Origin of the sequence: Campylobacter sp. W0066.2 (assembly GCF_024723515.1) — a bacterium.
In the GTDB taxonomy this organism is placed as follows: Bacteria; Campylobacterota; Campylobacteria; order Campylobacterales; family Campylobacteraceae; genus Campylobacter_D.
This window is the reverse complement of record NZ_JANQCV010000015.1, coordinates 1-24,976: the sequence shown is the minus strand read 5'-3', so window position 1 is coordinate 24,976 and position 24,976 is coordinate 1. Positions and strand designations below refer to the sequence as shown.

Genomic DNA, 24,976 nt, shown 5'->3' with positions numbered 1-24,976 from the left:
TGGAATAGAGTGTGTTATGGTATGTGATAGGGAAATATGGGGGGGGGGAACGCTGTGGATATTGGTTTATAACATGTGGTAAATTTTTAGAAAAAATGAGATATGAGTTGTTATAAAATGTAGAAAATTTGTGTCAAATATAATGAAAACAATATCTTAAATATAGCTAATAAACAAGAAAACAAAAGAGAAAACTAACAATTAAAGATAAAATATGATTAGATAAATTTATATCAAAATGTATAAAGATAACAAATAGATTATCTTTTTTGTTTATTAAGAAGATTCACACTTAATAAAACAATAAAACTAAAAATTAAAAGTATGAGACTATAAATATGAGCTGTGACAAAATCTAAATTTTCCATACTTTCATATATAGCAATACTAGCTACTTTTGTTTCTCCGCTTAAAGAACCACCTATCATTAATACTATACCAAACTCACCCATAGTATGTGCAAAACTTATTACCAAAGCACTGAGTATAGCTGGTTTGATACTAGGTAAGATTACTTTTAAAAGTGTAATGAAAGAATTTTTTCCTAAAGAAAAACTAGCCTCTATAATATTTTTAGAAATCATAGACATTGCATTATATAAAGGATTAAACATAAAAGGTAAAGAATAAATACAACTTGCTATCACCAAACCTTCAAAGGTAAAAGCTAAGGTGATATTAAAGTGTTTTTCTAAAAATTCTCCAAAAAAAGAGTATTTTGAAAATAAAATCAATAAGTAAAAACCAACAACAGATGGTGGTAAAACTAAAGGTAAGGTTATTATAGTTTCTAGAATTTTTTTTGCTCTAAATTGCTTAAAAGTAAAAACCCAAGCAAGAGGTATGCAAAAACAAAACAAAATTATACAAGTAATAATAGAAAGCTTTATGGAAACTAAAAAAGGTGTCCAATCTATACTTAATAATAATTGTGTCATTATTGAAACTTTCTCAAGTCAAAAAAGACTTGAGATTACTTTCCTAAATTTGGCTCCATTTCTATAATTTTCCAAGGAAGTCCTTGGATATTTAACTCATCCATAAAAGGTTTAGCATCAAATTCTTCCATGTTAAACACACCTTTTCCTTGCCAAATTCCTTTAGCGATTAACTTTGTTCCTATCATTGCAGGAACTCCAGTAGTATAACTCACAGCTTGCGCTCCAGTTTCTTTAAAGCATTCTTCGTGATTACAAACATTGTAAATATAAACTTGTCTATCTTTTCCATCTTTTACACCACGAATCACACAACCTATATTAGTATAACCTTTAGTGCGAGGGCCTAAACTAGCAGGATCAGGAAGTAGTGTTTTTAAAAATTCTATTGGTATTATTTCTTTGCCTTGATGCATAACAGGCTTAATACCTAGCATACCAACATTTTCAAGACATTTCATATGAGTTAAATAGCTTTGCCCAAAAGTCATAAAAAATCTTATTCTTTTCAAACCTTTGATATTTTTTACTAAGCTTTCAAGCTCCTCATGATAAAGTAAATAGCTATCCTTTACCCCTACTTCAGGATAATCCCACTCCATTTTTATTTCCATAGGTTCAGTTTCTATCCATTTTCCATTTTCCCAGTAACGACCTTTAGCAGAAACTTCTCTTAAGTTAATTTCAGGATTAAAATTAGTAGCAAAAGCATAGCCATGATCGCCTGCATTGCAATCTAATATATCTATATAATGAATTTCATCAAACAAATTTTGCTGTGCATAAGCACAAAATACATTAGTAACACCTGGATCAAAACCGCTACCTAAAAGTCCTAAAATTCCTGCTTGTTTAAATTTATCATTTCTTGCCCATTGTTCTTTATATTCAAATTTAGCTAAATCAGGATGTTCATAATTTGCGGTATCTACATAGTGGATATTAGTTTGAATACACGCATCCATTAAGGTAAGATCCTGATAAGGTAAAGCTACATTTAGTAAAATTTCAGCTCCTGTTTTTTTGATAAGTTCTACAACAGCAGCAGTGTCATCTGCATCTATTTGCTCAGTTTGAATTTCTATACCCAAACGCTCTTTTATAAAAGCTACTATTTCATCACATTTACTTTTAGTTCTACTTGCTAGAGTTATTTTGCTAAAGACATCATTATTCATTGTACATTTTACAGTCGCAACACGACTTACACCGCCTGCACCTATAATCAAGAGATTTTTCATTATTTTTCCTTAAATTTTTTAGAAAATTGTAACAAAAAAACTTTATAAAGCATTGAAATAAAAAATAATTTTTATAATGTTTTTTTAAACCAAAACAAGTAAAATGATAGTTTTTTAAATTTTTTAAGGACACTTATGAATTTACAAAGTGTGGAACTTTCTTATCCTATTGTTATTACTTTTATTACCTATGCATTTTTAATGCTTTTTATAGGTTTTTATTTTTACAAAAAAAATCAAAACAGTAAAGATTATTTTGTTGGTAATGCCTCCATAGGGCCTGTAATATCTGCCTTAAGTGCAGGTGCTTCTGATATGAGTAGTTGGCTTTTAATGGCTTTTCCTGGTGCTTTATATGCAGCCGGCTTAGGGCAAATTTATATAGCCATAGGCTTAAGTTTTGGTATGTTTTTAAACTGGACCTTTATTGCTAAAAGATTAAAGATTTTTTCTCAAATAGCCAAAGAATGTATTACAATTCCTGATTTTTTCGAAAGTCGCTTTCATGATGATAGACATATTTTAAGAAGCATTTGTGCGGTAGTCATTTTGGTATTTTTTACTATTTATATTAGTGCTGGATTAGTAAGTGGTGCTAAGCTTTTTGAAAGTGTATTTAATTTACCTTATATTTTTGCTTTAAGTATTGGATTTTTAGTTATTGTTTTATATACTTTTTTAGGTGGCTATAAAGCCGTATGTTGGACTGATATGATACAAGGACTTTTAATGATGAGTTCATTAATCATCATTCCTTTTGTGATGATATTTGAACTTGGTGGTTTTGGTGAAGCATTTTCTACTATAAATGATGTAAAGCCTCAAGCCTTTGGTTTAGATGGTGGTGGTTGGTTGGTCGTAGTATCAACCTTAGCATGGGGGCTTGGTTATTTTGGTCAACCTCATATTTTAATCCGCTTTATTTCTATAAAAAATGTAAAAGAAATTCCTACTGCAACTTTTATAGGCATAACTTGGATGGTAATTTCTTTATTTGGTGCTGCTATGATAGGATTTTTAGGTATTGCTTATATAGCTAAATTTAATCTTACTTTAAATGACCCTGAAAGAATATTTATTGTAATGTCTCAAGTACTTTTTAATCCTTGGGTGGCAGGAATTTTACTCAGTGCGATTTTAGCAGCTATAATGAGCACTGCGAGTTCTCAACTACTAGTATGCGCTTCTAGCTTGGTGCAAGATTTTTATACACAAATCTTAAAAAGAAAAACTAATGATAAAAACATTACTTTATTATCGCGACTAGGTGTTTTAGCTGTTGCTTGCATAGCTTTTATACTTTCGCTTGATACTCAAAGTCAAATTTTAAATATAGTTTCTTACGCTTGGGCAGGTTTTGGTGCTAGTTTTGGAAGTGTTATTTTATTTTCTTTATTTTATAAAAATATGAGCAAAGAAGGTGCAATAGCTGGAATGGTTAGTGGGGCTTTAACTGTTATATTTTATAAACATTTTGGTTCAAATTTTATAGCAATTTATGAAATCATTCCTGGATTTTTAGTTGCAAGTTGTTTTATTGTGATTTTTAGTATAATTTTTAAAGCAAAAAAACATACAATAAAACACTATGAAAAAATGTTAAAAGAAATTTAAATGTTTAAATCTTTTTTTTATTCAAAAAAATGGGCATTGTGGGCTTATGTGGGTTTGTTTTTTTTACTAGCTTCTTTACTCGCTCAAACTTCCATTAATGTTGCAATAAACGAATGGTATAAAGAATTTTACGATGTTTTACAAGATGCGAAAAATCATAGCATAAATGACTTTTATCGTTTTATTAAACAGTTTTTATATTTAGCATTGCCTTATGTATTAATCGCTACTATCACACAATATTTTGGAAGTATTTATGCCTTTAAATGGCGTGAGGCTATGACTTTTGATTATATTAAATTTTGGCAAAAAAAAGATGACAACATAGAAGGTAGTTCACAAAGAATTCAAGAAGATATTTATAATTTTTCAAAAATCATAGAAAGCTTAGGATTGGCTTTTGTTAAGGCAATTATGACCTTAATTGCTTTTGTGCCTATCTTATGGATGTTAAGTGCGCATGTTAATTTACCTATCTTAAAAGATATTAATGGCTCTTTAGTATGGATTGCATTTTTGGTTTCTTTGGGAGGTCTTGTTATATCATGGTTTGTTGGCATTAAATTACCCGGTCTTGAATATAATAATCAAAAAGCCGAAGCTGCTTTTAGAAAAGAACTTGTTTTTGCTGAAGATGATAGAAAAAATTATGCAAGCGATGAAAGTATTTTAAGTTTATTTACTGGGCTTAAAATTAATTATAAAAGATTATTTTTGCATTATGGGTATTTTAATATATGGCTTTATCTATTTGAGCAAATCATGGTTATAGTGCCTTTTTTAATCATGGCTCCAAGCTTGTTTTTAGGACTTATACAACTTGGAATTATCATACAAGTTGGCAATGCTTTTGATCAAGTTAGATCCTCATTTAGTATTTTTATTACTAACTGGACAACTATCACACAGTTGCGTAGCATTTATAAACGTTTAGATGAATTCGAAAAAAATATTGAATATAGAAAACATAAATTAATTTAAAATATATCATTTATTTTAAGCTAATTTTATAGTTTTGATTTGATATAATTTTGCAAAAAATTTATTAAAGGAGTTTTTTTGGACCCCAGTCAATCTTTAGACTTAAATCAAACATTACCTGCTGTTGCCTCAATTGATGTAGGCTATTCTACTTTTATGATTCTTGTTGCATTAGCTTTAGTGCTTTTAAATGGATTTTTTGTTTTATCTGAATTTGCTATTGTTAAAGTACGTAGATCAAAACTTGAAGAAATGGTAAAAGAAAAAAAACGCAATGCAAAAAAAGCTTTAGAAGTAACTTCAAAACTAGATACTTATTTAAGTGCTTGCCAACTTGGTATTACACTAAGCTCTCTTGCTCTTGGTTGGATAGGTGAACCTGCTATTGCTAAAATTCTTGAAGTTCCTTTGGCAAATTTAGGCTTAGCTCCAGCATTAATCCATACTATAGCATTTATTATTGCTTTTGCTATTATCACATTATTACATGTTGTATTAGGTGAGTTAGTTCCAAAGAGCGTTGCTATCGCTATTGCAGATAAAGCTGTTTTATGGGTTGCAAGACCATTGCATTTATTTTGGTTACTTTTCTTACCTTTTATCAAAACATTTGACTTTTTAGCTGCAATTTCTTTAAAAGTTATAGGTATTAAACCTGCTAAAGAACATGAATTAAGCCACTCTGAAGAAGAAATTAAATTTATTGCGAGTGAAAGCCAAAAAGGTGGAGTTTTGGATGAGTTTGAAACTGAAATCATACGCAATGCTGTTGATTTTTCAGATACAGTAGCAAAAGAAATCATGACACCTAGAAAAGATATGATATGTCTTAACAAACAAAAAAGCTATGAAGAAAATATGCAAATAGTTTGTCAGTACAAACACACACGCTTTCCATATATAGATGGTTCTAAAGATATCATTTTGGGTATGGTACACATTAGAGACATCATGCAAAATGAACTTAGCAAAGATAAGAAAAATTTAGATGATTTTTTAATCAAAATGATCTTAGTTCCAGAAAATATTAGCATATCCAAAGTTCTTTTCATGATGAATAAAGAACAAGTACACACCGCATTAGTAGTGGATGAATATGGTGGTACAGCTGGACTTTTAACCATGGAAGATATTATGGAGGAAATCGTTGGAGATATTAACGATGAGCATGACGATTCTAGTCCACATTTTAAAAAACTTGCAGAAAATATCTATGAATTTCAAGGAAGGTATGAAATTAGTGAAGTAGAAGAAATGCTTGATATACGCTTTAATGAAGAACTAGAGCAAGTCACTATAGGTGGATATGTTTTCAATCTCTTAGGACGCTTACCGGTAGTTGGAGATAGAATAGAAGATGAATTCTGCTACTATGAAGTCAAAAAGATGGATGGAAATAGTATAGAACGCATTAAAGTTGTACGCAAAAATACTGATGAAGAAGAGTAATAAACTCTTCTTTTACTCTCATATAGTCCTCAATCTTATCCATTCTAATCTACAAGGAAAATATATGCAATTACATGATGAAATTAATCAATTTATGCAAGAATGCAAAAGTATTATGATATCTTCTTTAAATTTAAACAATCAAACAATATGCTCATACGCACCTATTATAAAAATTAAAAATGACTTTTATATTTATATTAGTGAAATTGCTGAGCATTTTGAAGGAGTAAAACACAATAATAAAAACATAGAAATTATGTTTATAGAAGATGAAAAAGATTGCATGTCAATCTTTGCAAGAAAAAGACTTAAATTTAGAATAGAATGTATAGAAATAACAAGAGATAATCAACTCTTTGAGCAAGTATTAAATACTTATGAAAATGAAAACAATAAAGAAGTGATTCAAGTCATTAAAAATATGAAAGATTTTCATTTATTTCAACTTATACTGAAAAATGGAAGATATGTTAAAAGTTTTGGAAAAGCATATGAAATTAATGAAGGAGTAATTAATTTAATTAATTCAAAAGGACATAAATAATTCAAGATGAGCTTATTGCTCATCTTGATAGATTAACCATTTCTTTTTTTAATGATCTCTTCAGAAACATTTTTTGGAACTTCATCATAGTGATCAAATTCCATAGAATAAGTAGCACGGCCTTGAGTTTGACTTCTAAGATCGGTTGAGTAACCAAACATCTCAGCCAAAGGACAAAATGCTGTAATAATTTTATTACCACCCCTTTCATCCATTGAATTTACTTGGCCACGACGTTTATTTAAATCACCAATAACATCACCCATATATTCTTCTGGAGTTTCAACTTCAACTTTCATCATAGGTTCTAAGATTACAGCACCTGCTTTTCTAGCACCTTCTTTAAAGCCCATAGAAGCTGCAAGTTTAAATGCCATTTCAGAAGAATCTACTTCGTGGTAACTTCCATCATAAACAGTTACTTTAACATCTTCAACAGGGTATCCTGCTAAAACACCGTTTTGTAATGCTTCTTGTATACCTTTATCAACCGCTGGAATATATTCTTTTGGAATTACCCCACCTTTGATATCATTTATAAATTCATATCCACTACCTGGCTCAAGCGGCTCAAGTCTTAAGAATACATGACCATACTGACCACGACCACCTGATTGTTTAGCGTATTTGTATTCTTGCTCAACTGTCTTTCTAATAGTTTCACGGTAAGCAACTTGAGGTTGACCAACTTCTGCTTCAACTTTAAACTCACGAAGCATTCTATCAACAATGATTTCTAAGTGAAGCTCACCCATACCTGAAATGATGGTTTGACCACTTTCTTCATCTGTAGAAACTCTAAAGCTTGGATCTTCTTGAGCTAATTTATTTAAAGCAATAGACATTTTTTCTTGATCTGCTTTTGTTTTAGGCTCAACAGCAACTGAAATAACAGGATCTGGAAAATCCATTCTCTCTAAAATAACTTTATCTTTTTCACTTGCTAAGGTATCACCAGTTAGTGTGTCTTTAAGACCAACAACTGCTCCAATTTCTCCTGCATATAAAGTTTTAATCTCTTCTCTTTTATTAGAGTGCATTTTTAAAAGACGACCAATTCTTTCTTTTTTATCTTTTGTTGAATTATATGCATAAGAACCACTTTCTAAACTTCCTCTATATACACGAACGAAAGTTAATTGTCCAACAAATGGGTCAGTCATAATTTTAAATGCAAGACCTGCAAATTCACCATCATCAGTTGATTTTACAGAAACTTCTGTACCATCTTCATACTCACCTTTGATATTAGCAACTTCATCAGGAGCTGGTAAATAAGCAACAACAGCATCAAGCAATGGTTGAACACCTTTGTTTTTAAAAGCTGTACCACAAAGCATAGGAACCATAGAAAGACTTAAACATCCTGCTTTAATACCTGCTTTGATTTCTTCTTGAGTAAGCTCTTCACCACCTAAATATTTTTCCATTAATTCATCGCTTGTTTCAGAAACAGCTTCTATCATTTTTACACGATATTCTTCAGCTTTTTCTTTAAGCTCAGCTGGAATTTCTTTTTCTACATAATCGGTTGGTTTGCTTTCATCTTCCCATACTAAAGCTTTCATGGTGATAAGATCAATCACGCCTTTGAAATTATCTTCAGCACCAATTGGAATTTGAAGTGGAACTGGGTTGCCTTTTAAGCGATTTTTAATTTGCTCTTCTACATTAAAGAAATTTGCACCAATTCTATCCATTTTATTTACAAAAACAATTCTTGGAACACCGTATTTATTAGCTTGTCTCCAAACAGTTTCTGATTGTGGTTGAACTCCACCTACTGAACAAAATACTGCAACAGCACCATCTAAAACACGCATTGATCTTTCAACTTCGATTGTAAAGTCAACGTGGCCTGGAGTGTCTATAAGGTTTATTTGGTGATTTTTCCAAAAACAAGTTGTAGCAGCAGAAGTAATTGTAATACCTCTTTCTTTTTCTTGTTCCATCCAGTCCATTGTAGCTGCACCATCATGTACTTCGCCAATTTTATGACTCATACCTGTAAAGAAAAGAATTCTTTCACTAGTAGTTGTTTTACCAGCATCAATGTGAGCTGCAATACCTATATTTCTAACTCTTTTTAAAGGAGTGCTTCTTGACATGTTTTACTCCTCTTACCAGCGATAATGAGCAAATGCTTTATTAGCTTCTGCCATTTTATAAGTATCTTCTTTCTTCTTGAATGAAGCACCTTTACTATTAGCTGCGTCTAATAATTCTGCTGCTAATTTTTCAATCATAGTTCTCTCGCTTCTTTTTCTAGCAAAAGAAATAATCCATCTTATAGCTAAAGCTTGTTGTCTAGCTGGGCGTACTTCTACTGGAACTTGATAAGTAGCACCACCAACACGACGAGATTTAACTTCTAATAAAGGCTTGATATTTTCAATAGCATCATTAAAAATTTCTATGCCTTTTTTTTCTCCGCCTTTTTTATCGATAGCTTCTAAAGCACCATACATAATAGTCGTAGCCGTGCTTTTTTTACCATCATACATTAAAGAATTAATGAATTTTGTGATTACTTTGTTTCCATAAATCGGATCTGGCAAGACCTCTCTTACCGGAGCTTTTCTTCTTCTCATAATTTTCCTTCAAATTTATAATTTTACTCAAACAAAATCAAATCTAACGGATTTGTCTGCAATCTTATTACTTAGCTGCTGCTTTAGGGCGTTTTGCACCATATTTAGAACGAGAAACGGTTCTTTTTGCAACACCTGCAGTATCTAAGGCACCACGAACAATGTGATACTTAACACCTGGTAAGTCTTTTACCCTACCACCACGCACTAAAACAATGCTGTGTTCTTGTAGGTTGTGACCTTCACCACCGATATAACTAATAACTTCAAAGCCACTTGTAAGTCTTACTTTGGCAACTTTTCTTAATGCTGAGTTTGGTTTTTTAGGAGTTGTTGTATAAACCCTAGTACAAACTCCCCTTCTTTGTGGGCAATTTTTAAGCGCTGGCGATTTAGATTTTTCTAAAACTTTTTTGCGCTCTTTTCTAACCAATTGATTTATGGTTGGCACAGTAATTCCTTTCATTAATAAAATAATAAACTTTGGATAATATCTAAAGTTTACTTATAAAATTATAAACTATTAAAGTTTTCTTGGAGTTTTTCTAAAAACAAATAAATGTGATAAGCATCATTACTGGCATGATTAACATTAATACTAAAAGGAATGATAAATTTTTTATTTTCTTTTATAATCTTTCCACTTGTTATAATAGGAAAGAAATATTGCTCTTTTTTTGGCAAGTGTAAAGAAAAATTCTCAAAAGCTATCCAAGGAATAGCAGAAATATTAAAAAGATTATCTATGGGTTCTTTTAAAAACATATTTTTATTGCTTTTTAATAATTGTTTATCCTCTTCATATAAAGATAAAAAAATCATTTAAATTTGCTTTATAGAAAGTCCAAAGAACAGAAAAAGTTTTAGAGTCCTTATGAAAAATAGTATAAGAAGGATGGATAACATCATAACATATCAGCTGTTTGTTTTGATCTAAACTAAATTTAAAATTATCAAAAGCGTTTATACTTTTACTAATAGTGTGGATAAAACAAGGATATAATTCATAATTATTGTTTTTAATAAAATAATAAAAAGAACTAATATCTAATTTAACAGTAATTTCAAACGAGCAAAGGATATTTTGAGTATAAAAGTTAAAATACTCTTTTCTTTTATATTGTTCTAAATCAATTATTTTAAACATAAAATACTTTAAAAATCCTAGCAAAATTGCTAGGATTGAAAATTAATTTTGTTGCTTAAGCTTTAAATTTTGATCTCCATAAAGACCTGTACCAACAGGAATCATACGACCTAAGATTACATTTTCTTTTAGATCTTCAAGATAGTCAAATTTGCCTGCAATACTTGCTTCTGTTAAAACTTTTGTTGTTTCTTGGAATGAAGCAGCTGAAATCACACTATCACTTCCAATAGCTGCTCTTGTAACCCCAAGCAATACAGGTTCAGCCACAGCAGGTTCACCGCCATATCTCAAAATTCTTTCATTTTCTTCTCTGAATTTTCTTCTTGAAACCAAATCACCTACAATGAAATTAGTATGTCCACTATCAACAATTTTTACTTGTCTTAGCATTTGTGATACGATGATTTCAATATGCTTATCAGAAATCACAACACCTTGACCACGATAAACTTGCTGAATTTCAGAAATAAGATAATAATGCAATGCTTTTTCACCTAAAATTCTAAGCACATCATGGCTTGAAATAACTCCATCGGTTAATTTCTCACCCGCATGGATAAATTCACCATCTCTTACTTGAATACGTTTTGATTTATCTATCAAATACTCTGCACTACTTCCATCTTCTGCTTGAATGATGATTCTTTCTTTTGATCTTAAAGGTTTATCAAATCTAACAACCCCATCAATTTCAGCCACAACAGCGGTATTTTTTGGCTTTCTTGCTTCAAATAATTCAGATACCCTTGGAAGACCTCCAGTAATATCTTTTGACTTAGCTGCTGCCTTTGGTGTTTTAGCTAGGATATCAGCTCGCTTAACCTTATCGCCATCATTTACATAAATAACAGTTTTTGGCTCTAGTTGATAACGCACTACTTTGTCATTTTCGCCTATAATTAACAATGCAGGACGCACTCCACTTGGTAAATACTCATTAATAACAAGCGATCTTTTACCCGTTGCTTCATCAATTTGCTCATCAGCGCTATAACCTGACTCAATATCTTCAAAATTAATTGTACCTGCAACTTCTGCAATTACAGTATTGTTATATGCATCCCATTCAGCAATAATGGTTTTATCTTCTTTACTTGATTTTGCTATAATGGTTTTAGGATTATCCACAAAAGTGCTATCGTCAAATTCAATCACAGATTCTCTTGGTATATAATGTCTTTTTGCTTCTCTATCATTTTCATCGGCAATAACAACAAAAACACCTTTTTCTTTAACTACATCACCTTTTTTTAGATTTCTAATTCTATCTAAACCATCCCCTTTAAGCATATAAAACTTCAAAGTACCTTTTGCGCCAGCTATAATATCTTGAGTGATAGGATCTCCATCTTTTACTAGCAATTCACTCGCATAAGGAATACGATTTGGTATATTCCAACCTTCTTTGATTACTTCTACAATACTTTCATTTTCAGCTACTTCAGCACCATCGCTATATGGAATATATAATTTACCTTCAATATTACCACTTACACCCGCAAGCTCATTAGCTTTTGCTAAGTCATATTTTCTTAATATAAATTTAGCTTCATTGTTTTTTGCTTTAACGCTAACCACCACATCCTCATATACATGCTCAATATAGATAGTTCCTTTAAATGGAGCTTTGATTTTTGGCTCCACAAGTAAAATAGCAGCATTGCGGTGATTAGCCACTATAGTTTTACCTTGTCTATCTTCATAGGTATTAAGATTATAAAATCTTACAAAACCTTCTTTATGTGCTACCACTTGACGATCTTGTAAATCTGTACTAGCAGTACCACCGCTGTGGAAAGTTCTCAGCGTAAGCTGTGTTCCTGGCTCACCGATTGATTGAGCAGATATAATACCTACAGCCTCACCTGGTTTAACTAATTTTCCTTCGCCTAGATTAATACCATAACATTTAGAACAAACTCCTTTTTTAGCTTTACAAGTAATAGGAGTTCTAATGCTTACACTCTTTACTCCACTTTCAACAATAATTCTAGCTTTTTCCTCATCTACTAAAGTACCTTCTGAGAATAAAATCTCATTGGTAATAGAATCAATAATATTTTCAGCTAAAACTCTTCCTAAAATTCTTTCTTCTAAGGTTTCAATCACAACACCATCTGCAGTAATTTCATTAATCTCAACACCCTCATGTGCACCACAATCTTCCATTGTAACTTTTACATTTTGTGCCACATCGATAAGTTTTCTTGTCAAATAACCTGCATTTGCTGTTTTTAACGCTGTATCTGCAAGACCTTTTCTAGCACCGTGAGTTGAAATGAAATATTCAAGAACGTTAAGTCCCTCACGGAAGTTTGAAATAATCGGTGTTTCAATAATAGAGCCATCAGGTTTAGCCATAAGACCCCTCATCGCAGCAAGCTGTGAAATTTGAGCTGCTGAACCCCTAGCACCAGAATCTGCCATCATATAAATAGAGTTAAACCCTTCTTTGTCTTTTTTAATCAATTCCATCATATCTTTTGATAAGATATTATTAGTGCTTTTCCAAATATCAATAATCTTATTATATCTTTCGCCTGAAGTAATCAAACCTAAATTATATGAATTTTGGATTTCTCTTACTTGTTTTTTAGCTTCTTCTATACTTTTTTGCTTTTGATCAGGCACAATAATATCAGCAATTGAAATAGAAATACCCGCTTTTGTTGCATATTCAAAACCAAGATCTTTTAATTTATCTAAAAAGCTAGCACTTACTTCAAGGCCACCTTCTTTATATACATAATCGACCAAAGCTGCAATATCTTTTTTCTTCATGACTTTATTCCACATATTTTCAGGAACAAAATCAGGTAAGATAGACTTAATAATCAATCTTCCCGCAGTCGTAGTGATTTTTCTACCATCAACCACACTTCTAATACTTGCATGAATATCTAAAGATTTTGCTTCTAGGGCAATCATAACCTCTTCAATACCTGTGCAAATTTTATGCTCACCCTTAGCACCATCTTTTTCTAAAGATAGATAATAAATCCCCAAAACCATATCTTGAGAAGGCACAGTCACAGAACGACCACTTGCTGGAAGCAAGATATTCATAGATGAGAGCATTAATACTTTACATTCAGCTATTGCTTCTTGAGATAAAGGCACATGCACAGCCATTTGGTCCCCGTCAAAGTCAGCATTAAACGCTGCACATACTAATGGATGAAGTTGAATTGCTTTACCCTCTACAAGAACCGGATGGAAAGCTTGGATGGAAAGCTTATGCAAGGTTGGAGCACGGTTAAGCATTACAGGATGACCTTTAACAACCTCTTCTAAGCACTCCCAAACCTCATTAGTTTTGTTTTCTATCATTTTTTTAGCTTGTTTTACGGTAGTTGCATAACCTTTTTCTTCAAGTTTAGCTAATAAGTGTGGCTTAAATAATTCTAAAGCCATTTTTTTAGGTAAACCACATTGATCCATTCTAAGTTTTGGCCCAACAACAATAACACTACGACCTGAAAAATCCACCCTTTTACCAAGTAGATTTTGTCTGAAACGACCTTGTTTTCCTTTGATGATTTCACTTAAAGATTTTAATGGACGTTTATTTGCACCTTTAACCGCATTTGCTCTTCTACCATTATCAAATAAAGCATCAACTGCTTCTTGAAGCATTCTTTTTTCATTTCTAATGATGATTTCAGGTGCATCAAGTTCCATAAGTCTTTTTAAACGTGTATTTCTATTAATAACTCTTCTGTATAAATCATTCACATCAGAAACTGCAAATTTTCCACCATCTAAAGCTACTAAAGGTCTTAAATCAGGTGGTAATACAGGTAAATTTGTAATCATCATCCACTCAGGACGATTAGGTACCACTTCATCAATATTTGTATTGCTATTTAAATTGCTATTTAAGAAATTTTCTACCACTTTTAAACGTTTAATGATAGTTTTTTTCTTTGCTTCTGAATTAGTTGCTGCAATATCTTCTTTTAGTTTATTTAAAAGCTCGACAAGATCTAAATTTGCTAGTAAATCTCTAACAACTTCACCGCCCATTCTAGCTTTAAATCCACTACTTTCATAGCGCTGCATTAAATTTAAATATTGCTCTTCATTTAATACATCACAAAATTCAACTTTTTTAGTATTTTCATTATCATAGTATGCATCACCTGGATTTTCTACTATATATGCTTCATAATACAATACGCGTTCTAAGTCTTTCATCTTTACACCAAGCAAAGTACCGATACGACTTGGTAAAGAGTTTACATACCATATATGTGCTACCGGGGTAACTAGCTCAATATGCCCCATTCTTGAACGACGCACTTTAGAACTAGTAACTTCAACACCACATTTTTCACACTTAATGCCCTTAAAACGCATTTTTTTATACTTACCACAAAGACACTCATAATCTCTTACTGGTCCAAAAATTTTAGCACAAAAAAGCCCGTCTCTTTCAGGCTTTAAGGTTCTATAATTAATCGTTTCTGGTTTTTTTACTTCCCCATAAGACCATGATTTGATTTTTTCAGGACTTGCAAGTCTTAATTGAAAAGCTTCAAAGTCTCTAGGTCTGCCATCTTCTTTTATTTCGATAGGTTTAAATTTACTCATTATTCTCATCCTTATCAAAAATCTCAACATCTAAAGCAAGAGATTTTAATTCATTTGTAAGTACAAAGAATGTTTCTGGAATACCTGTTGCTGGAACATTCTCACCTTTTGTTAAAGCTTTATAAGCACTAAATCTACCTTCAACATCATCAGATTTTATGGTTAACATTTCTCTTAAAGTATGAGCTGCTCCATAAGCTTCAAGAGCCCAAACCTCCATCTCACCAAATCTTTGTCCACCAAATAAAGCCTTACCACCAACTGGTTGTTGTGTTACAAGACTATAAGGTCCAGTACTTCTTGCGTGAACTTTTTCATCTACTAAGTGGTGTAATTTAAGCATATACATACATCCAACATGTACACGCTCTGCCATTTTTTCACCAGTTCTTCCATCATAAAGTTCGCTTTTTCCATCCATAGCTATTTTAGCCATTTCAAAAAGCTTACCAAATTCTTCAACCGTTACACCTTCAAATACAGGAGTAGCAAATTTTACTCCTTTAGCCCAATCTCTAGCATAAGAAATAAGTTGCTCATCATTTAAAGTTTGCACAAATTTCTTTTCTAATTCAAGTCTAGATACACTACAAATTTCAAGAATTTTTTCACGCAATTCTTTTACAAAATCTTTTTGTTTTCTATCAAAAATTTCTTGAATTTGATCACCTAGTCTCATACCAACAATCCCTAAGTGACTTTCAAGAATTTGTCCTATGTTCATACGGCTTGGAACCCCTAGAGGATTTAAAGCTATATCAATAGGTCTTCCATCAGGTAAATATGGCATATCAACTTCTGGAACGATATTAGATACAATACCTTTATTTCCATGGCGTCCTGCCATTTTATCTCCAACTTTTAATTTTCTCTTAGTCGCGATATATACTTTAACAAGTTTCACTACCCCACTTGGTAAAATATCATCTTTTTCTAAAATTTCTAATTTTTCATCATGCTCTGTTTTAAGCTTTTTCTTCTCATTTTGGAAATGGTTTTTTAAATCATCGTATTCTTTTTGCACTTCTTTAGAATAAGCTTTAACTAAAGAATTTAATGCAAAACGATTGATTTTTTCTAATTCTGTAATTTCTACTTTGGAACCTTTTTTATATTTAACACCATTTATTTCTTCATCTGAATTTAAAGGCGACTTAGAAAGCAAAGAACAAACTCTTAAAGTTTCTTCTCTATCCATCATTAAAAGTCTATCATGATGTTCTTTTTCAAGGTTTAATTTTTCATCATCATAAGCTTTTATAGCGCGTACATCTTTTTCATAACCTTTTTTAGTAAAGATTTTCACATCTACAACAACACCTTCTAGTGAAGCAGTTGCATATAAAGATTTATTTACAACATGTCCTGCTTTTTCGCCAAAAATAGCTCTTAATAGTCTTTCTTCAGGTGTAGGTTTTACTTCACCTTTAGGTGAAACTTTACCCACTAAAATCATACCAGGCTTAATATGAGTTCCTATTTTAGCAATACCACTCTCATCAAGATGTGCTAAATCCTCTTCTTTTACATTTGGAATATCTTTTGTAATTTCTTCTACGCCATCTTTAAGTTCTCTTGCTTCTACTTCTTTTTCATAAATATGAACACTAGTAAAAGCATCTTCACGTAAAATTTTCTCACTAATTACAATAGCATCTTCATAGTTATACCCATGCCATGGCATAAATGCGATTAAAGCATTTTTACCAATAGCAAGTTCGCCTTGATCCATACTTGGACCATCTGCAATGATTTGATCTGCTTGAACAAATTCACCTTTTTTTACAATCGGATGTTGAATAAAAGTTGTATTTTGGTTAGTTCTTAGATTTTTTTCCATTTTATAATGATCAATAAATGGTCCATTTTCATCTTCACCCAAAATGAAAATATTTTTATTATCAACTTTTTCTACAATCCCTGCTCTTTTAGCTTTAATAGCTTCCCAAGCATCACGCGCAATGATTTTTTCCATACCAGTACCTACTATAGGTGCTTGTGCGGTTAGTAAAGGCACTGCTTGACGTTGCATGTTTGAACCCATCAAAGCTCTGTTTGCATCATCATGCTCTAAGAATGGAATTAAAGATGCTGCAACCCCTACTATCATACCCGAACAAAGGTCAATCAAATGCACTTCTTCTCTTCTTGCTAAGATTGTTTCACCATCTTGCCTTGCTTCAACAAATTCTTCAACAATATTACCTTTTTCATCAATTTTAGTTGAAGCTGCTGCGATCACTAAACCTTCTTCTTGAGTAGCGGTTAAATAAACGATTTCATTGCTTACTTTACCATTTTCTACTTTCTTATAAGGTGCTTCAACAAAACCCAAATCATTTACTTTAGCATAAGTTGAAAGTGTATTAATCAAACCGATATTTTGACCTTCTGGGGTTTCAACAGGACAAATTCTTCCATAATGCGTTGCATGGACATCACGCACCTCAAATCCTGCTCTTTCTTTTACTAAACCACCCTCACCAAGTGCAGACAAACGACGCTTGTGAGTTACTTCACTCAATGGGTTTGTTTGATCCATAAATTGAGATAATTGACCACCGGTAAAAAATTCCATAATAGTTACAGTAATTGTCTTAGGATTGATCAAATCATAAGGCATTACTTTGTCAATATCTGCATTTAAAGCCGTAAATTTATCTCTAATAGATTTTTGCATTTTAGCAAGACCTACATGAAGTTCATTCGCCAAAAGCTCTCCGATTGATCTAATACGACGATTACCCAAGTGATCTCTATCATCGATATGGCCTCTACCATTTTTTACTTTAATTAAATATTTTGCAGTTTTTACTATATCTTCATTAGTTAAAACTGTAACGTATTCAGGCGTATCTAAACCTAATTTATGGTTCATTTTCATACGACCAACTTTTGTTAGATCATATCTTTCAGGATTGAAAAATAAATCATTCACAAAAGCTTTTGCAGCATCTTTTACTACAGGCTCACCTGGTCTCATCACTTTATAAATTCTAATAGCTGCTAAATCATTTTCATCTTCTATATTTTCTGTTTGTTTTAATAATTTTAAAGTTTCATTATCTTGAATAAAAGAATTAATAATAGCAGCATCTACTCCATTAGCTAAATCGTTTGCAATATCAAACTGCTTTTCCTCTTTAATTTTTGCTAGTTTTCCCTCATCTAATAGCGTTAAAGAATCAAATAAAACCTCACCAGTTTCTTTATTAATAATAGGATTAGCTAAATATCTATTTGTTAAAATTTCAACTGGATATTCAACCCATTTAACCCCATCTTTTACAAGCTGTTCGGCCTTTTTCTTTGTCATTCTTTTACCAGCTTGATGAATTACATTGCCTTTTTCATCTTTTAAATCATACTCAACTCTATCTAAAAAGTCATTTGGATTAAACTCTGTTAAAAATTTATCTTTTTTAATATGAATAGTTTGTATAGGATAAAATAATTTTATAATGTCTTGTTTTTTATAACCGAGTGCTCTAAATAAAATTGTAATAGGCACTTTTCTTCTTTTATTGATACGCACATAAAGCACATCTTTAGCATCATATTCAAAATAAAGCCAAGAGCCACGATCTGGTATGATTTGGGCTGTATATACTAATTTATTTGCAACAGTAGAACTTTCTTCTTCTTTAAATATAACACCCGGACTTCTATGAAGTTGATTTACTACAACCCTTTCTACTCCATTAATAATAAAAGAAATTCTATCTGTCATTAAAGGAATTTCTCTAATATAAATTTCTTGTTCTTTAATATCTTTTATACCAATTTTTTCACCCGTTTTTTCATCTTTTTCATGTAAAGTTAAACGGATTTTCATTTTTAAATTTACAGAATAAGTCAAACCCCTTTCCATGCACTCTCTAATAGTGTACTTAGGTTTACCTACTTCACTACTTACATATTCTAAACTTAATCTATTTTGTGGATCATGAATTGGAAAAATAGATTTAAATACTTTTTCAATTCCACTTTCTGAATTTTTAGCATCTATGTTTAAAAAATAATCAAAACTTTTCTTTTGTAATTGTAATAAATTTGGAATGTCTATTTGTTGTGGAACATTCGAGAAGTCTATTCTTAAACGATTTCCTGATTGTGAATTTAACATATTATTATACCCCATGGTAAAAGTATTGAAAGAAAGAATCCTAATTAAAGGAAAACAAGAAAGGACATAAAATCCTTTCTTTTAAAACAAAAAAAATTATTTAAGCTCAACCTTAGCGCCAGCTTCTTCAAGTTGTTTTTTAGCTTCTTCGGCTTCAGCTTTGCTAACACCTTCTTTAAGAACTGATGGAGTTTGCTCAACTGCATCTTTTGCTTCTTTTAGTCCAAGACCAGTTAAAGCACGAACAACTTTAATTACATTGATTTTTTTATCGCCACCATCTTGTAATACGATGTCAAATTCAGTTTTTTCTTCAGCAGCAGCACCTGCAGCACCTGCAACAGCAGCACCTGCAACCATAACTGGAGCAGCAGAAACACCAAATTTTTCTTCAAATTCTTTTACTAATTCTGAAAGTTCAAGAACACTTAGGTTAGAAATAAATTCTAATACATCTTCTTTAGTAATTGCCATTTTTTATCCTTTTTAAATTTTATTCAGCTTCTTTTTTTTCTTTTAATGCATTTAATCCAATTGTAAAATTGGTGATTGGTGCATTCCAAACTTGCAAAAGCATAGCAAGCAATTCATTGCGAGAAGGCATTTTAGCTAAAGCTTTAACTTTGTCTACTGAAGCAACTTCACCATCAATAAATGCGGTTTTGATTTCAAATGTTTGATTAGCTTCGCTAAATTTATCAGCAACTTTTGAAACATTTAATTGGTCTTCACCCCAAAGATAAATATTTGTATCTTTAAGTTCCATTCTATCTTTGCCGGCATTTTTAAGAGCAATACTTGCTAAAGTATTTTTAATAATTTGAACTTTAACATCCATTTCTCTCGCATTATTTCTTAACTCTTCAAGTTTTTTAGTGTTTAAACCTTTGTAATTACAAACTACAACAGCCTCACTAACCTTAAAACCCTCTTCAAGCTTAGAAACAAGTTCAATTTTTTGGCTTTTAGTCATCTTTACTCCTTTCCGACCGGTGATTTCAAGCAGAGCAGAAAATCTAATTAAGTCCTAAGACCTCGGCTATCTCCAATCTAAGATAAAAATTAGATAAAATAAAAGTTATTATCTTATCTAATTTTTATTAATGAGAGAAAAACTCTCATTAATTTTATTTTGTATCAAGTAATTCTTGAGCATCAAGAGAAAGAGAAGGACTCATAGTCAAAGAAAGACTAGCATTTTTAATATATCTTCCTTTTGCAGCAGCTGGTTTATGTTTATTAATAGCTTTTACAAATGCTGTCATATTTTCTTTTAATTGTTCTTGAGTAAAACTAACTTTACCCAAACCTGCATGGATGTTTCCTTGTTTATCAACACGGAAATTAACTTGTCCATTTTTAGCATTATTAACAGCTTGAGCAACATCCATTGTTACTGTACCTGTTTTAGGATTTGGCATCAAACCTTTAGGCCCTAAAATACGACCTACTTTACCTACTAGACCCATTAAATTTGGTGTAGCAATTAAAACATCAAAATTCATATTACCTTTTTGAATTTCTTCTACTAAATCATCGCTACCAACTATATCAGCACCTGCATTTTTCGCTTCATCAGCTTTTGCATCTTTTGCAATAACAGCAACACGAACTTTTTTACCTGTACCGCAAGGTAAAACAACACTACCTCTTACCATTTGATCTGCATGCCTTGGATCAACATTTAATTTTAAAGCAATTTCAACTGTTTCATCAAATTTAGCAGAAGCAAGAGTTTTTACTGTGCTTATTGCCTCATCCATTAAATAGTTTTTATTTGAATCTATTTTTTTTAATAATTCTGTAAATCTTTTAATATTTTTAGACATCAATTTTCTCCGCATTTTATATAAAGTGCTACCGCCTTTTTAAACTCTTGGCGGTAAAGAGTATTAATCTACGATTTCAACACCCATAGAACGAGCAGAACCCATGATAATTTTAGCAGCTTGCTCTCTATCTTTTGTATTCATATCAGCGATTTTTTTATCTACAATTTCTAAAACTTGTGCTTTAGTTAATTTACCTACTTTATTTTTTAAAGGGTTATCTGTACCTTTAGAAATACCTGCAGCTTTTTTAATTAAATCTGTAGCTGGTGGTTGTTTTGTTATAAATGTAAAGCTTTTATCTGCATAAACAGTAATAACAACTGGAATATTAAAACCAGCCATATCTTTTGTTCTTTCATTAAATGCCTTACAAAATTCCATAATATTAACACCTTGTTGGCCTAAAGCAGGACCAACTGGAGGTGATGGATTAGCCTTAGTAGCAGCTATTTGTAATTTAATTTCTCCTACGACTTTTTTAGCCATAACCTTTCTCCTTTACTTACTATATAATCAAACTATTTTTTCAACTTGAGAGTATAAGATTTCTACTGGAGTTGATCTACCAAATATAGAAACATTTAACTTTAAAACGCCTCTAACCATATCATATTCCTCTACAATACCAACAAAGTTTGCAAAAGGACCTTCAGTTATTCTTACACTTTCTTCTTTATCAAATGAAATTTTAGGCTTAGGTGCTGCTTTATTTTTCACCTTTTCTAAAATAAGATTGATATCTTTTTCACTTAATGGGGTTGGTTTTTTACTTTCACCTATGAAACGACCAACCTTTGGTAAAGACTGAATTTTATGCCAAAGCTCTGTTGATAAGTCTATATTAGCAAATACATAGCCTGAATATAAACTTCTTTCGCTTATTTTTTCTTTACCATTTTTAAATTCAATCACATCTTCAGTTGGAACAATTACTTCTAATAATTGCTCTTGAATTCCATGATCTCTAACTAAATTTTCTATGGCTCTTTTTACAGCCATCTCACTACCTGCATAAGTTTGAATTGCATACCATTTATGATTCATTTTTCTATCCTATAATCTTAGATAATGAAAATGACATAATCAAATCAACTAATGCTAAAAATAATGAAACAACAGTAACAACTACAAAAACTGTAATATAAGCATTTCTAACTTGCTCTTTCAAAGGCCAAATTACTTTTCCTAATTCAGCTTTTGACAATTTAAAATAAGTTATTAGTTTTTCCATATTTTACCTTATTTTGTGGCAGGGCAAGAGGGATTCGAACCCCCAACCATCGGATTTGGAATCCGGCGCTCTACCGTTGGAGCTATTGCCCTAAGGGCTTTTTTATAAAAGCCTTAACTTTTTAATTTAACTTCTTTATGAATTGTATGTTTTTTCAATCTTGGGCAATATTTTTTTAATTCTAACTTTTCAGTTGTATTTTTACTATTTTTAAAAGTGCTATAATTAATATCACCGCACTCTTCACATTTTAAACCAACTTTAATTCTCATTTTTATTCCTTAAAAAGCGAGATTAAATCTCGCTTATAATTATTTAATAATTTTAGAAACAACACCTGAACCAACAGTACGGCCACCTTCACGGATAGCAAAACGAGTACCTTCTTCAAGCGCAACTGGTGCAATAAGACTTACAGTAATTCTAACATTATCGCCTGGCATAACCATTTCAACGCCTTCTGCAAGTTGGATAGAACCAGTAACATCAGTTGTTCTTACATAAAATTGTGGTCTATAGTTATTAAAGAATGGAGTATGGCGTCCACCTTCATCTTTATTTAAAATATAAACTTCTGCTTCAAAATCAGTATGAGGAGTGATTGATTTAGGTTTAGCAAGAACCATACCACGAAGAACATCTTCTTTTTTAGTCCCACGAAGAAGAACACCAACGTTATCTCCTGCTTCACCTTGATCCATTTCTTTTCTAAACATTTCAACACCAGTTACTGTAGTGCTTTGTGTTTCTCTAATACCAACGATTTCAATAGTATCACCAACTTTAACAATACCTTTTTCAATTCTACCAGTAACAACCGTACCACGACCTGAAATTGAGAATACATCTTCGATAGGCATTAAGAAATCTTTATCTGTATCACGAGCTGGAGTTGGAATATACTCATCAACTGCCGCCATAAGATCTAAGATTTTTTTAGACCATTCACCATCTTGTCCAGCTTTTGCTTCTTCAAGAGCTTGTAAAGCTGAACCTGAAATAATCGGAGTATCATCTCCTGGGAAATCATAAGAGCTTAATAATTCTCTAATTTCCATTTCAACTAATTCTAATAACTCAGCATCATCAACCATATCAGCTTTGTTCATGAAAACAACAATATATGGTACACCTACTTGACGAGAAAGTAAGATGTGCTCTCTAGTTTGTGGCATTGGGCCGTCTGCTGCAGAAACAACAAGAATAGCACCGTCCATTTGAGCAGCACCAGTAATCATGTTTTTAACATAGTCAGCGTGACCTGGGCAATCTACGTGAGCATAGTGACGATTTTCTGTTTCATACTCAATGTGAGAAGTAGCAATAGTAATACCACGCTCTTTTTCTTCAGGAGCGTTATCGATATTATCATAATCTTTAAGCTCAGCCAAACCTCTTCTTGAAAGAACAGCAGAGATAGCAGCTGTTAAAGTAGTTTTACCGTGGTCAACGTGACCAATAGTACCAATATTTACGTGAGGCTTATTACGTGAAAATTTTTCTTTAGCCATCTTTTTCCTCCATATAAAATTTACAAACAAATACTAATTTATGTTTTATAATCTTTTGAAATCAATGGAGCTCATAGCGGGACTTGAACCCGCGACCTCTCCCTTACCAAGGGAGTGCTCTACCTCTGAGCCATACGAGCGCTCAGAAAAATTAAAAACATAAACTATAAAATTTTGGAAATTTGAAACTGCTAGAAATTCTGAATTTAAAAACAGCTCCCAGTTTCACTCTACCAAAATCAGGTTGGAGCGGGAAACGGGACTCGAACCCGCGACCCTCAGCTTGGAAGGCTGATGCTCTAGCCAACTGAGCTACTCCCGCAAAGCAATGGTGGTGAGTCGTGGATTCGAACCACGGAAGGCGAAAGCCAGCAGATTTACAGTCTGCCCTCGTTGGCCACTTGAGTAACTCACCATGAATAATAATGCTTTTTATTTCTGGTCAAACACTGCTATTAACAATGGAGCTGGTTAAGGGACTTGAACCCCCGACCTGCTGCTTACAAGGCAGCTGCTCTACCAACTGAGCTAAACCAGCAAAAAATAAAGTTGAATTATAATGTAATTTTAAATTAATGTCAAGTGTTTTAAATAATTTTGTATAATTTTTAAAAAATAAAGGATTTATTATGAAAATTTTATTTTCACCTAGTGAGGGAAAAAGTAAAATAAATACACATAGTTGTTTAAATGAAAAATCATTCATATTTAACAAGTTATACGATAAAAGACTTGAAGTAATTGCTAAATACAAAAAATTTATTAAAGAATGTGACGAAAATGTTCTTGAAAAATTTTTTGGTATCAAAGACAAAGATGAACTATATAATCTTAGCCAAGATATATTAAAAAAAGATACAACTAAAGCGGTTCAAAGATACAATGGTGTTGCTTTTGAATATTTAGATTATGAGAATTTAGATGAAATAGCTAAAAAATATATAGATGAAAATGTATTAATATTTTCAAATCTTTTTGGTCCTATTTTAGCAAAAGATTTAATACCTTATTATAAATTAAAACAAGGAGAGAAAATCAAAGATTTTAATATAGAAAAATTTTATAAAGAAAATTTTTCCAGTGAGATTGATGATTTTTTAGAAAATGAATTAATAATCGATCTTAGAGCCAAATTTTATGAAAAATTTTATACCCTTAAACAACCCTTTATT

Annotated in this window: 22 protein-coding genes and 5 tRNA genes; 5 read left to right on the top strand and 22 right to left on the bottom strand. The window is 31.7% G+C overall.

Annotation, left to right across the window (positions count from 1 at the left end; all coding sequences use genetic code 11):
- Positions 1–260 precede the first annotated feature (260 nt).
- Together modB and CAMP18498_RS07155 are read right to left on the bottom strand one after the other, a co-directional pair.
- Positions 261–938: a molybdate ABC transporter permease subunit gene (gene modB, locus CAMP18498_RS07160; RefSeq protein ID WP_337198164.1), complete on the bottom strand. Its 678-nt coding sequence runs from the start codon at positions 936–938 to the stop codon at positions 261–263.
- A gap of 35 nt (positions 939–973) precedes the next feature.
- Positions 974–2,179, bottom strand: coding sequence for a saccharopine dehydrogenase family protein (locus CAMP18498_RS07155; RefSeq protein ID WP_337198163.1), 1,206 nt, complete (start codon positions 2,177–2,179; stop codon positions 974–976).
- Positions 2,180–2,314: 135 nt separating this feature from the next.
- On the opposite strand from CAMP18498_RS07155, the gene putP reads away from it, so the two are divergent.
- The 4 genes from putP to CAMP18498_RS07135 all read left to right on the top strand — a co-directional run bounded on the left by putP (position 2,315) and on the right by CAMP18498_RS07135 (position 6,770).
- Positions 2,315–3,793: a sodium/proline symporter PutP gene (gene putP / locus CAMP18498_RS07150; RefSeq protein WP_337198162.1), complete on the top strand. Its 1,479-nt coding sequence runs from the start codon at positions 2,315–2,317 to the stop codon at positions 3,791–3,793.
- A complete protein-coding gene (locus tag CAMP18498_RS07145) occupies positions 3,794–4,774 on the top strand; it encodes a putative transporter (RefSeq protein WP_337198161.1) in 981 nt (326 codons plus the stop codon).
- Positions 4,775–4,852: 78 nt separating this feature from the next.
- Complete coding sequence (locus tag CAMP18498_RS07140) at positions 4,853–6,223, top strand: hemolysin family protein (protein WP_263677912.1); 1,371 nt, start codon at positions 4,853–4,855, stop codon at positions 6,221–6,223.
- A 64-nt stretch (positions 6,224–6,287) separates the two neighbouring features.
- Positions 6,288–6,770 carry a pyridoxamine 5'-phosphate oxidase family protein gene (locus CAMP18498_RS07135; RefSeq protein ID WP_337198160.1) on the top strand — a complete coding sequence of 161 codons (483 nt, stop codon included), beginning with the start codon at positions 6,288–6,290 and terminating at the stop codon, positions 6,768–6,770.
- Positions 6,771–6,802: 32 nt separating this feature from the next.
- Here CAMP18498_RS07135 and fusA read toward each other — a convergent pair whose 3' ends face one another.
- From fusA to CAMP18498_RS07035, 20 genes are all read right to left on the bottom strand, one after another.
- Positions 6,803–8,878 carry an elongation factor G gene (gene fusA, locus CAMP18498_RS07130; RefSeq protein ID WP_337198159.1) on the bottom strand — a complete coding sequence of 692 codons (2,076 nt, stop codon included), beginning with the start codon at positions 8,876–8,878 and terminating at the stop codon, positions 6,803–6,805.
- Between the two features lie 12 nt (positions 8,879–8,890).
- Positions 8,891–9,361, bottom strand: a complete 471-nt coding sequence (gene rpsG / locus CAMP18498_RS07125) for a 30S ribosomal protein S7 (RefSeq protein WP_012661188.1) — start codon at positions 9,359–9,361, stop codon at positions 8,891–8,893.
- A 67-nt stretch (positions 9,362–9,428) separates the two neighbouring features.
- A complete protein-coding gene (rpsL, locus tag CAMP18498_RS07120; protein ID WP_012661187.1) occupies positions 9,429–9,812 on the bottom strand; it encodes a 30S ribosomal protein S12 in 384 nt (127 codons plus the stop codon).
- Between the two features lie 62 nt (positions 9,813–9,874).
- Positions 9,875–10,183 carry a CatA-like O-acetyltransferase gene (locus tag CAMP18498_RS07115; protein ID WP_337198158.1) on the bottom strand — a complete coding sequence of 103 codons (309 nt, stop codon included), beginning with the start codon at positions 10,181–10,183 and terminating at the stop codon, positions 9,875–9,877.
- Complete coding sequence (locus CAMP18498_RS07110; protein WP_337198157.1) at positions 10,161–10,508, bottom strand: CatA-like O-acetyltransferase; 348 nt, start codon at positions 10,506–10,508, stop codon at positions 10,161–10,163. Before CAMP18498_RS07110 ends, CAMP18498_RS07115 begins: the two co-directional genes overlap by 23 nt.
- A 42-nt stretch (positions 10,509–10,550) precedes the next feature.
- Positions 10,551–15,104, bottom strand: coding sequence for a DNA-directed RNA polymerase subunit beta' (rpoC, locus tag CAMP18498_RS07105; RefSeq protein ID WP_337198156.1), 4,554 nt, complete (start codon positions 15,102–15,104; stop codon positions 10,551–10,553).
- The gene (rpoB, locus tag CAMP18498_RS07100) at positions 15,097–19,230 is read right to left on the bottom strand and encodes a DNA-directed RNA polymerase subunit beta (RefSeq protein ID WP_337198155.1); all 4,134 of its coding nucleotides are present in this window, start codon (positions 19,228–19,230) and stop codon (positions 15,097–15,099) included. Before rpoB ends, rpoC begins: the two co-directional genes overlap by 8 nt.
- 96 nt (positions 19,231–19,326) lie before the next feature.
- Positions 19,327–19,704 carry a 50S ribosomal protein L7/L12 gene (gene rplL, locus CAMP18498_RS07095; protein ID WP_263694980.1) on the bottom strand — a complete coding sequence of 126 codons (378 nt, stop codon included), beginning with the start codon at positions 19,702–19,704 and terminating at the stop codon, positions 19,327–19,329.
- A gap of 19 nt (positions 19,705–19,723) precedes the next feature.
- Entirely contained in the window at positions 19,724–20,203 is a 480-nt protein-coding gene (gene rplJ / locus CAMP18498_RS07090; RefSeq protein WP_337198154.1) for a 50S ribosomal protein L10, read from the bottom strand.
- A gap of 154 nt (positions 20,204–20,357) precedes the next feature.
- Entirely contained in the window at positions 20,358–21,059 is a 702-nt protein-coding gene (rplA, locus tag CAMP18498_RS07085) for a 50S ribosomal protein L1 (RefSeq protein ID WP_337198153.1), read from the bottom strand.
- Between the two features lie 63 nt (positions 21,060–21,122).
- Positions 21,123–21,548, bottom strand: a complete 426-nt coding sequence (gene rplK / locus CAMP18498_RS07080) for a 50S ribosomal protein L11 (RefSeq protein WP_039649450.1) — start codon at positions 21,546–21,548, stop codon at positions 21,123–21,125.
- A 27-nt stretch (positions 21,549–21,575) separates the two neighbouring features.
- Positions 21,576–22,106 carry a transcription termination/antitermination protein NusG gene (gene nusG, locus CAMP18498_RS07075; RefSeq protein ID WP_012661180.1) on the bottom strand — a complete coding sequence of 177 codons (531 nt, stop codon included), beginning with the start codon at positions 22,104–22,106 and terminating at the stop codon, positions 21,576–21,578.
- 4 nt (positions 22,107–22,110) lie between these two features.
- Positions 22,111–22,293 (bottom strand): preprotein translocase subunit SecE, encoded by a 183-nt coding sequence (secE, locus tag CAMP18498_RS07070; RefSeq protein ID WP_012661179.1) that lies wholly within the window; start codon positions 22,291–22,293, stop codon positions 22,111–22,113.
- Between the two features lie 16 nt (positions 22,294–22,309).
- Positions 22,310–22,385: transfer RNA gene (locus CAMP18498_RS07065), tRNA-Trp, on the bottom strand.
- Between the two features lie 21 nt (positions 22,386–22,406).
- Complete coding sequence (gene rpmG, locus CAMP18498_RS07060) at positions 22,407–22,565, bottom strand: 50S ribosomal protein L33 (RefSeq protein ID WP_012661178.1); 159 nt, start codon at positions 22,563–22,565, stop codon at positions 22,407–22,409.
- Between the two features lie 39 nt (positions 22,566–22,604).
- The gene (tuf, locus tag CAMP18498_RS07055) at positions 22,605–23,804 is read right to left on the bottom strand and encodes an elongation factor Tu (protein WP_039668122.1); all 1,200 of its coding nucleotides are present in this window, start codon (positions 23,802–23,804) and stop codon (positions 22,605–22,607) included.
- 65 nt (positions 23,805–23,869) lie between these two features.
- Positions 23,870–23,944 (bottom strand) — tRNA-Thr (locus CAMP18498_RS07050).
- 105 nt (positions 23,945–24,049) lie between these two features.
- Positions 24,050–24,126: transfer RNA gene (locus CAMP18498_RS07045), tRNA-Gly, on the bottom strand.
- A gap of 7 nt (positions 24,127–24,133) precedes the next feature.
- Positions 24,134–24,219, bottom strand: a tRNA-Tyr gene (locus CAMP18498_RS07040).
- 47 nt (positions 24,220–24,266) lie between these two features.
- Positions 24,267–24,342: transfer RNA gene (locus CAMP18498_RS07035), tRNA-Thr, on the bottom strand.
- Between the two features lie 91 nt (positions 24,343–24,433).
- Between CAMP18498_RS07035 and yaaA the strand changes: the two genes are divergently transcribed.
- Positions 24,434–24,976: peroxide stress protein YaaA (gene yaaA / locus CAMP18498_RS07030; protein WP_337198152.1), on the top strand; the 543-nt coding region annotated here is incomplete at its 3' end.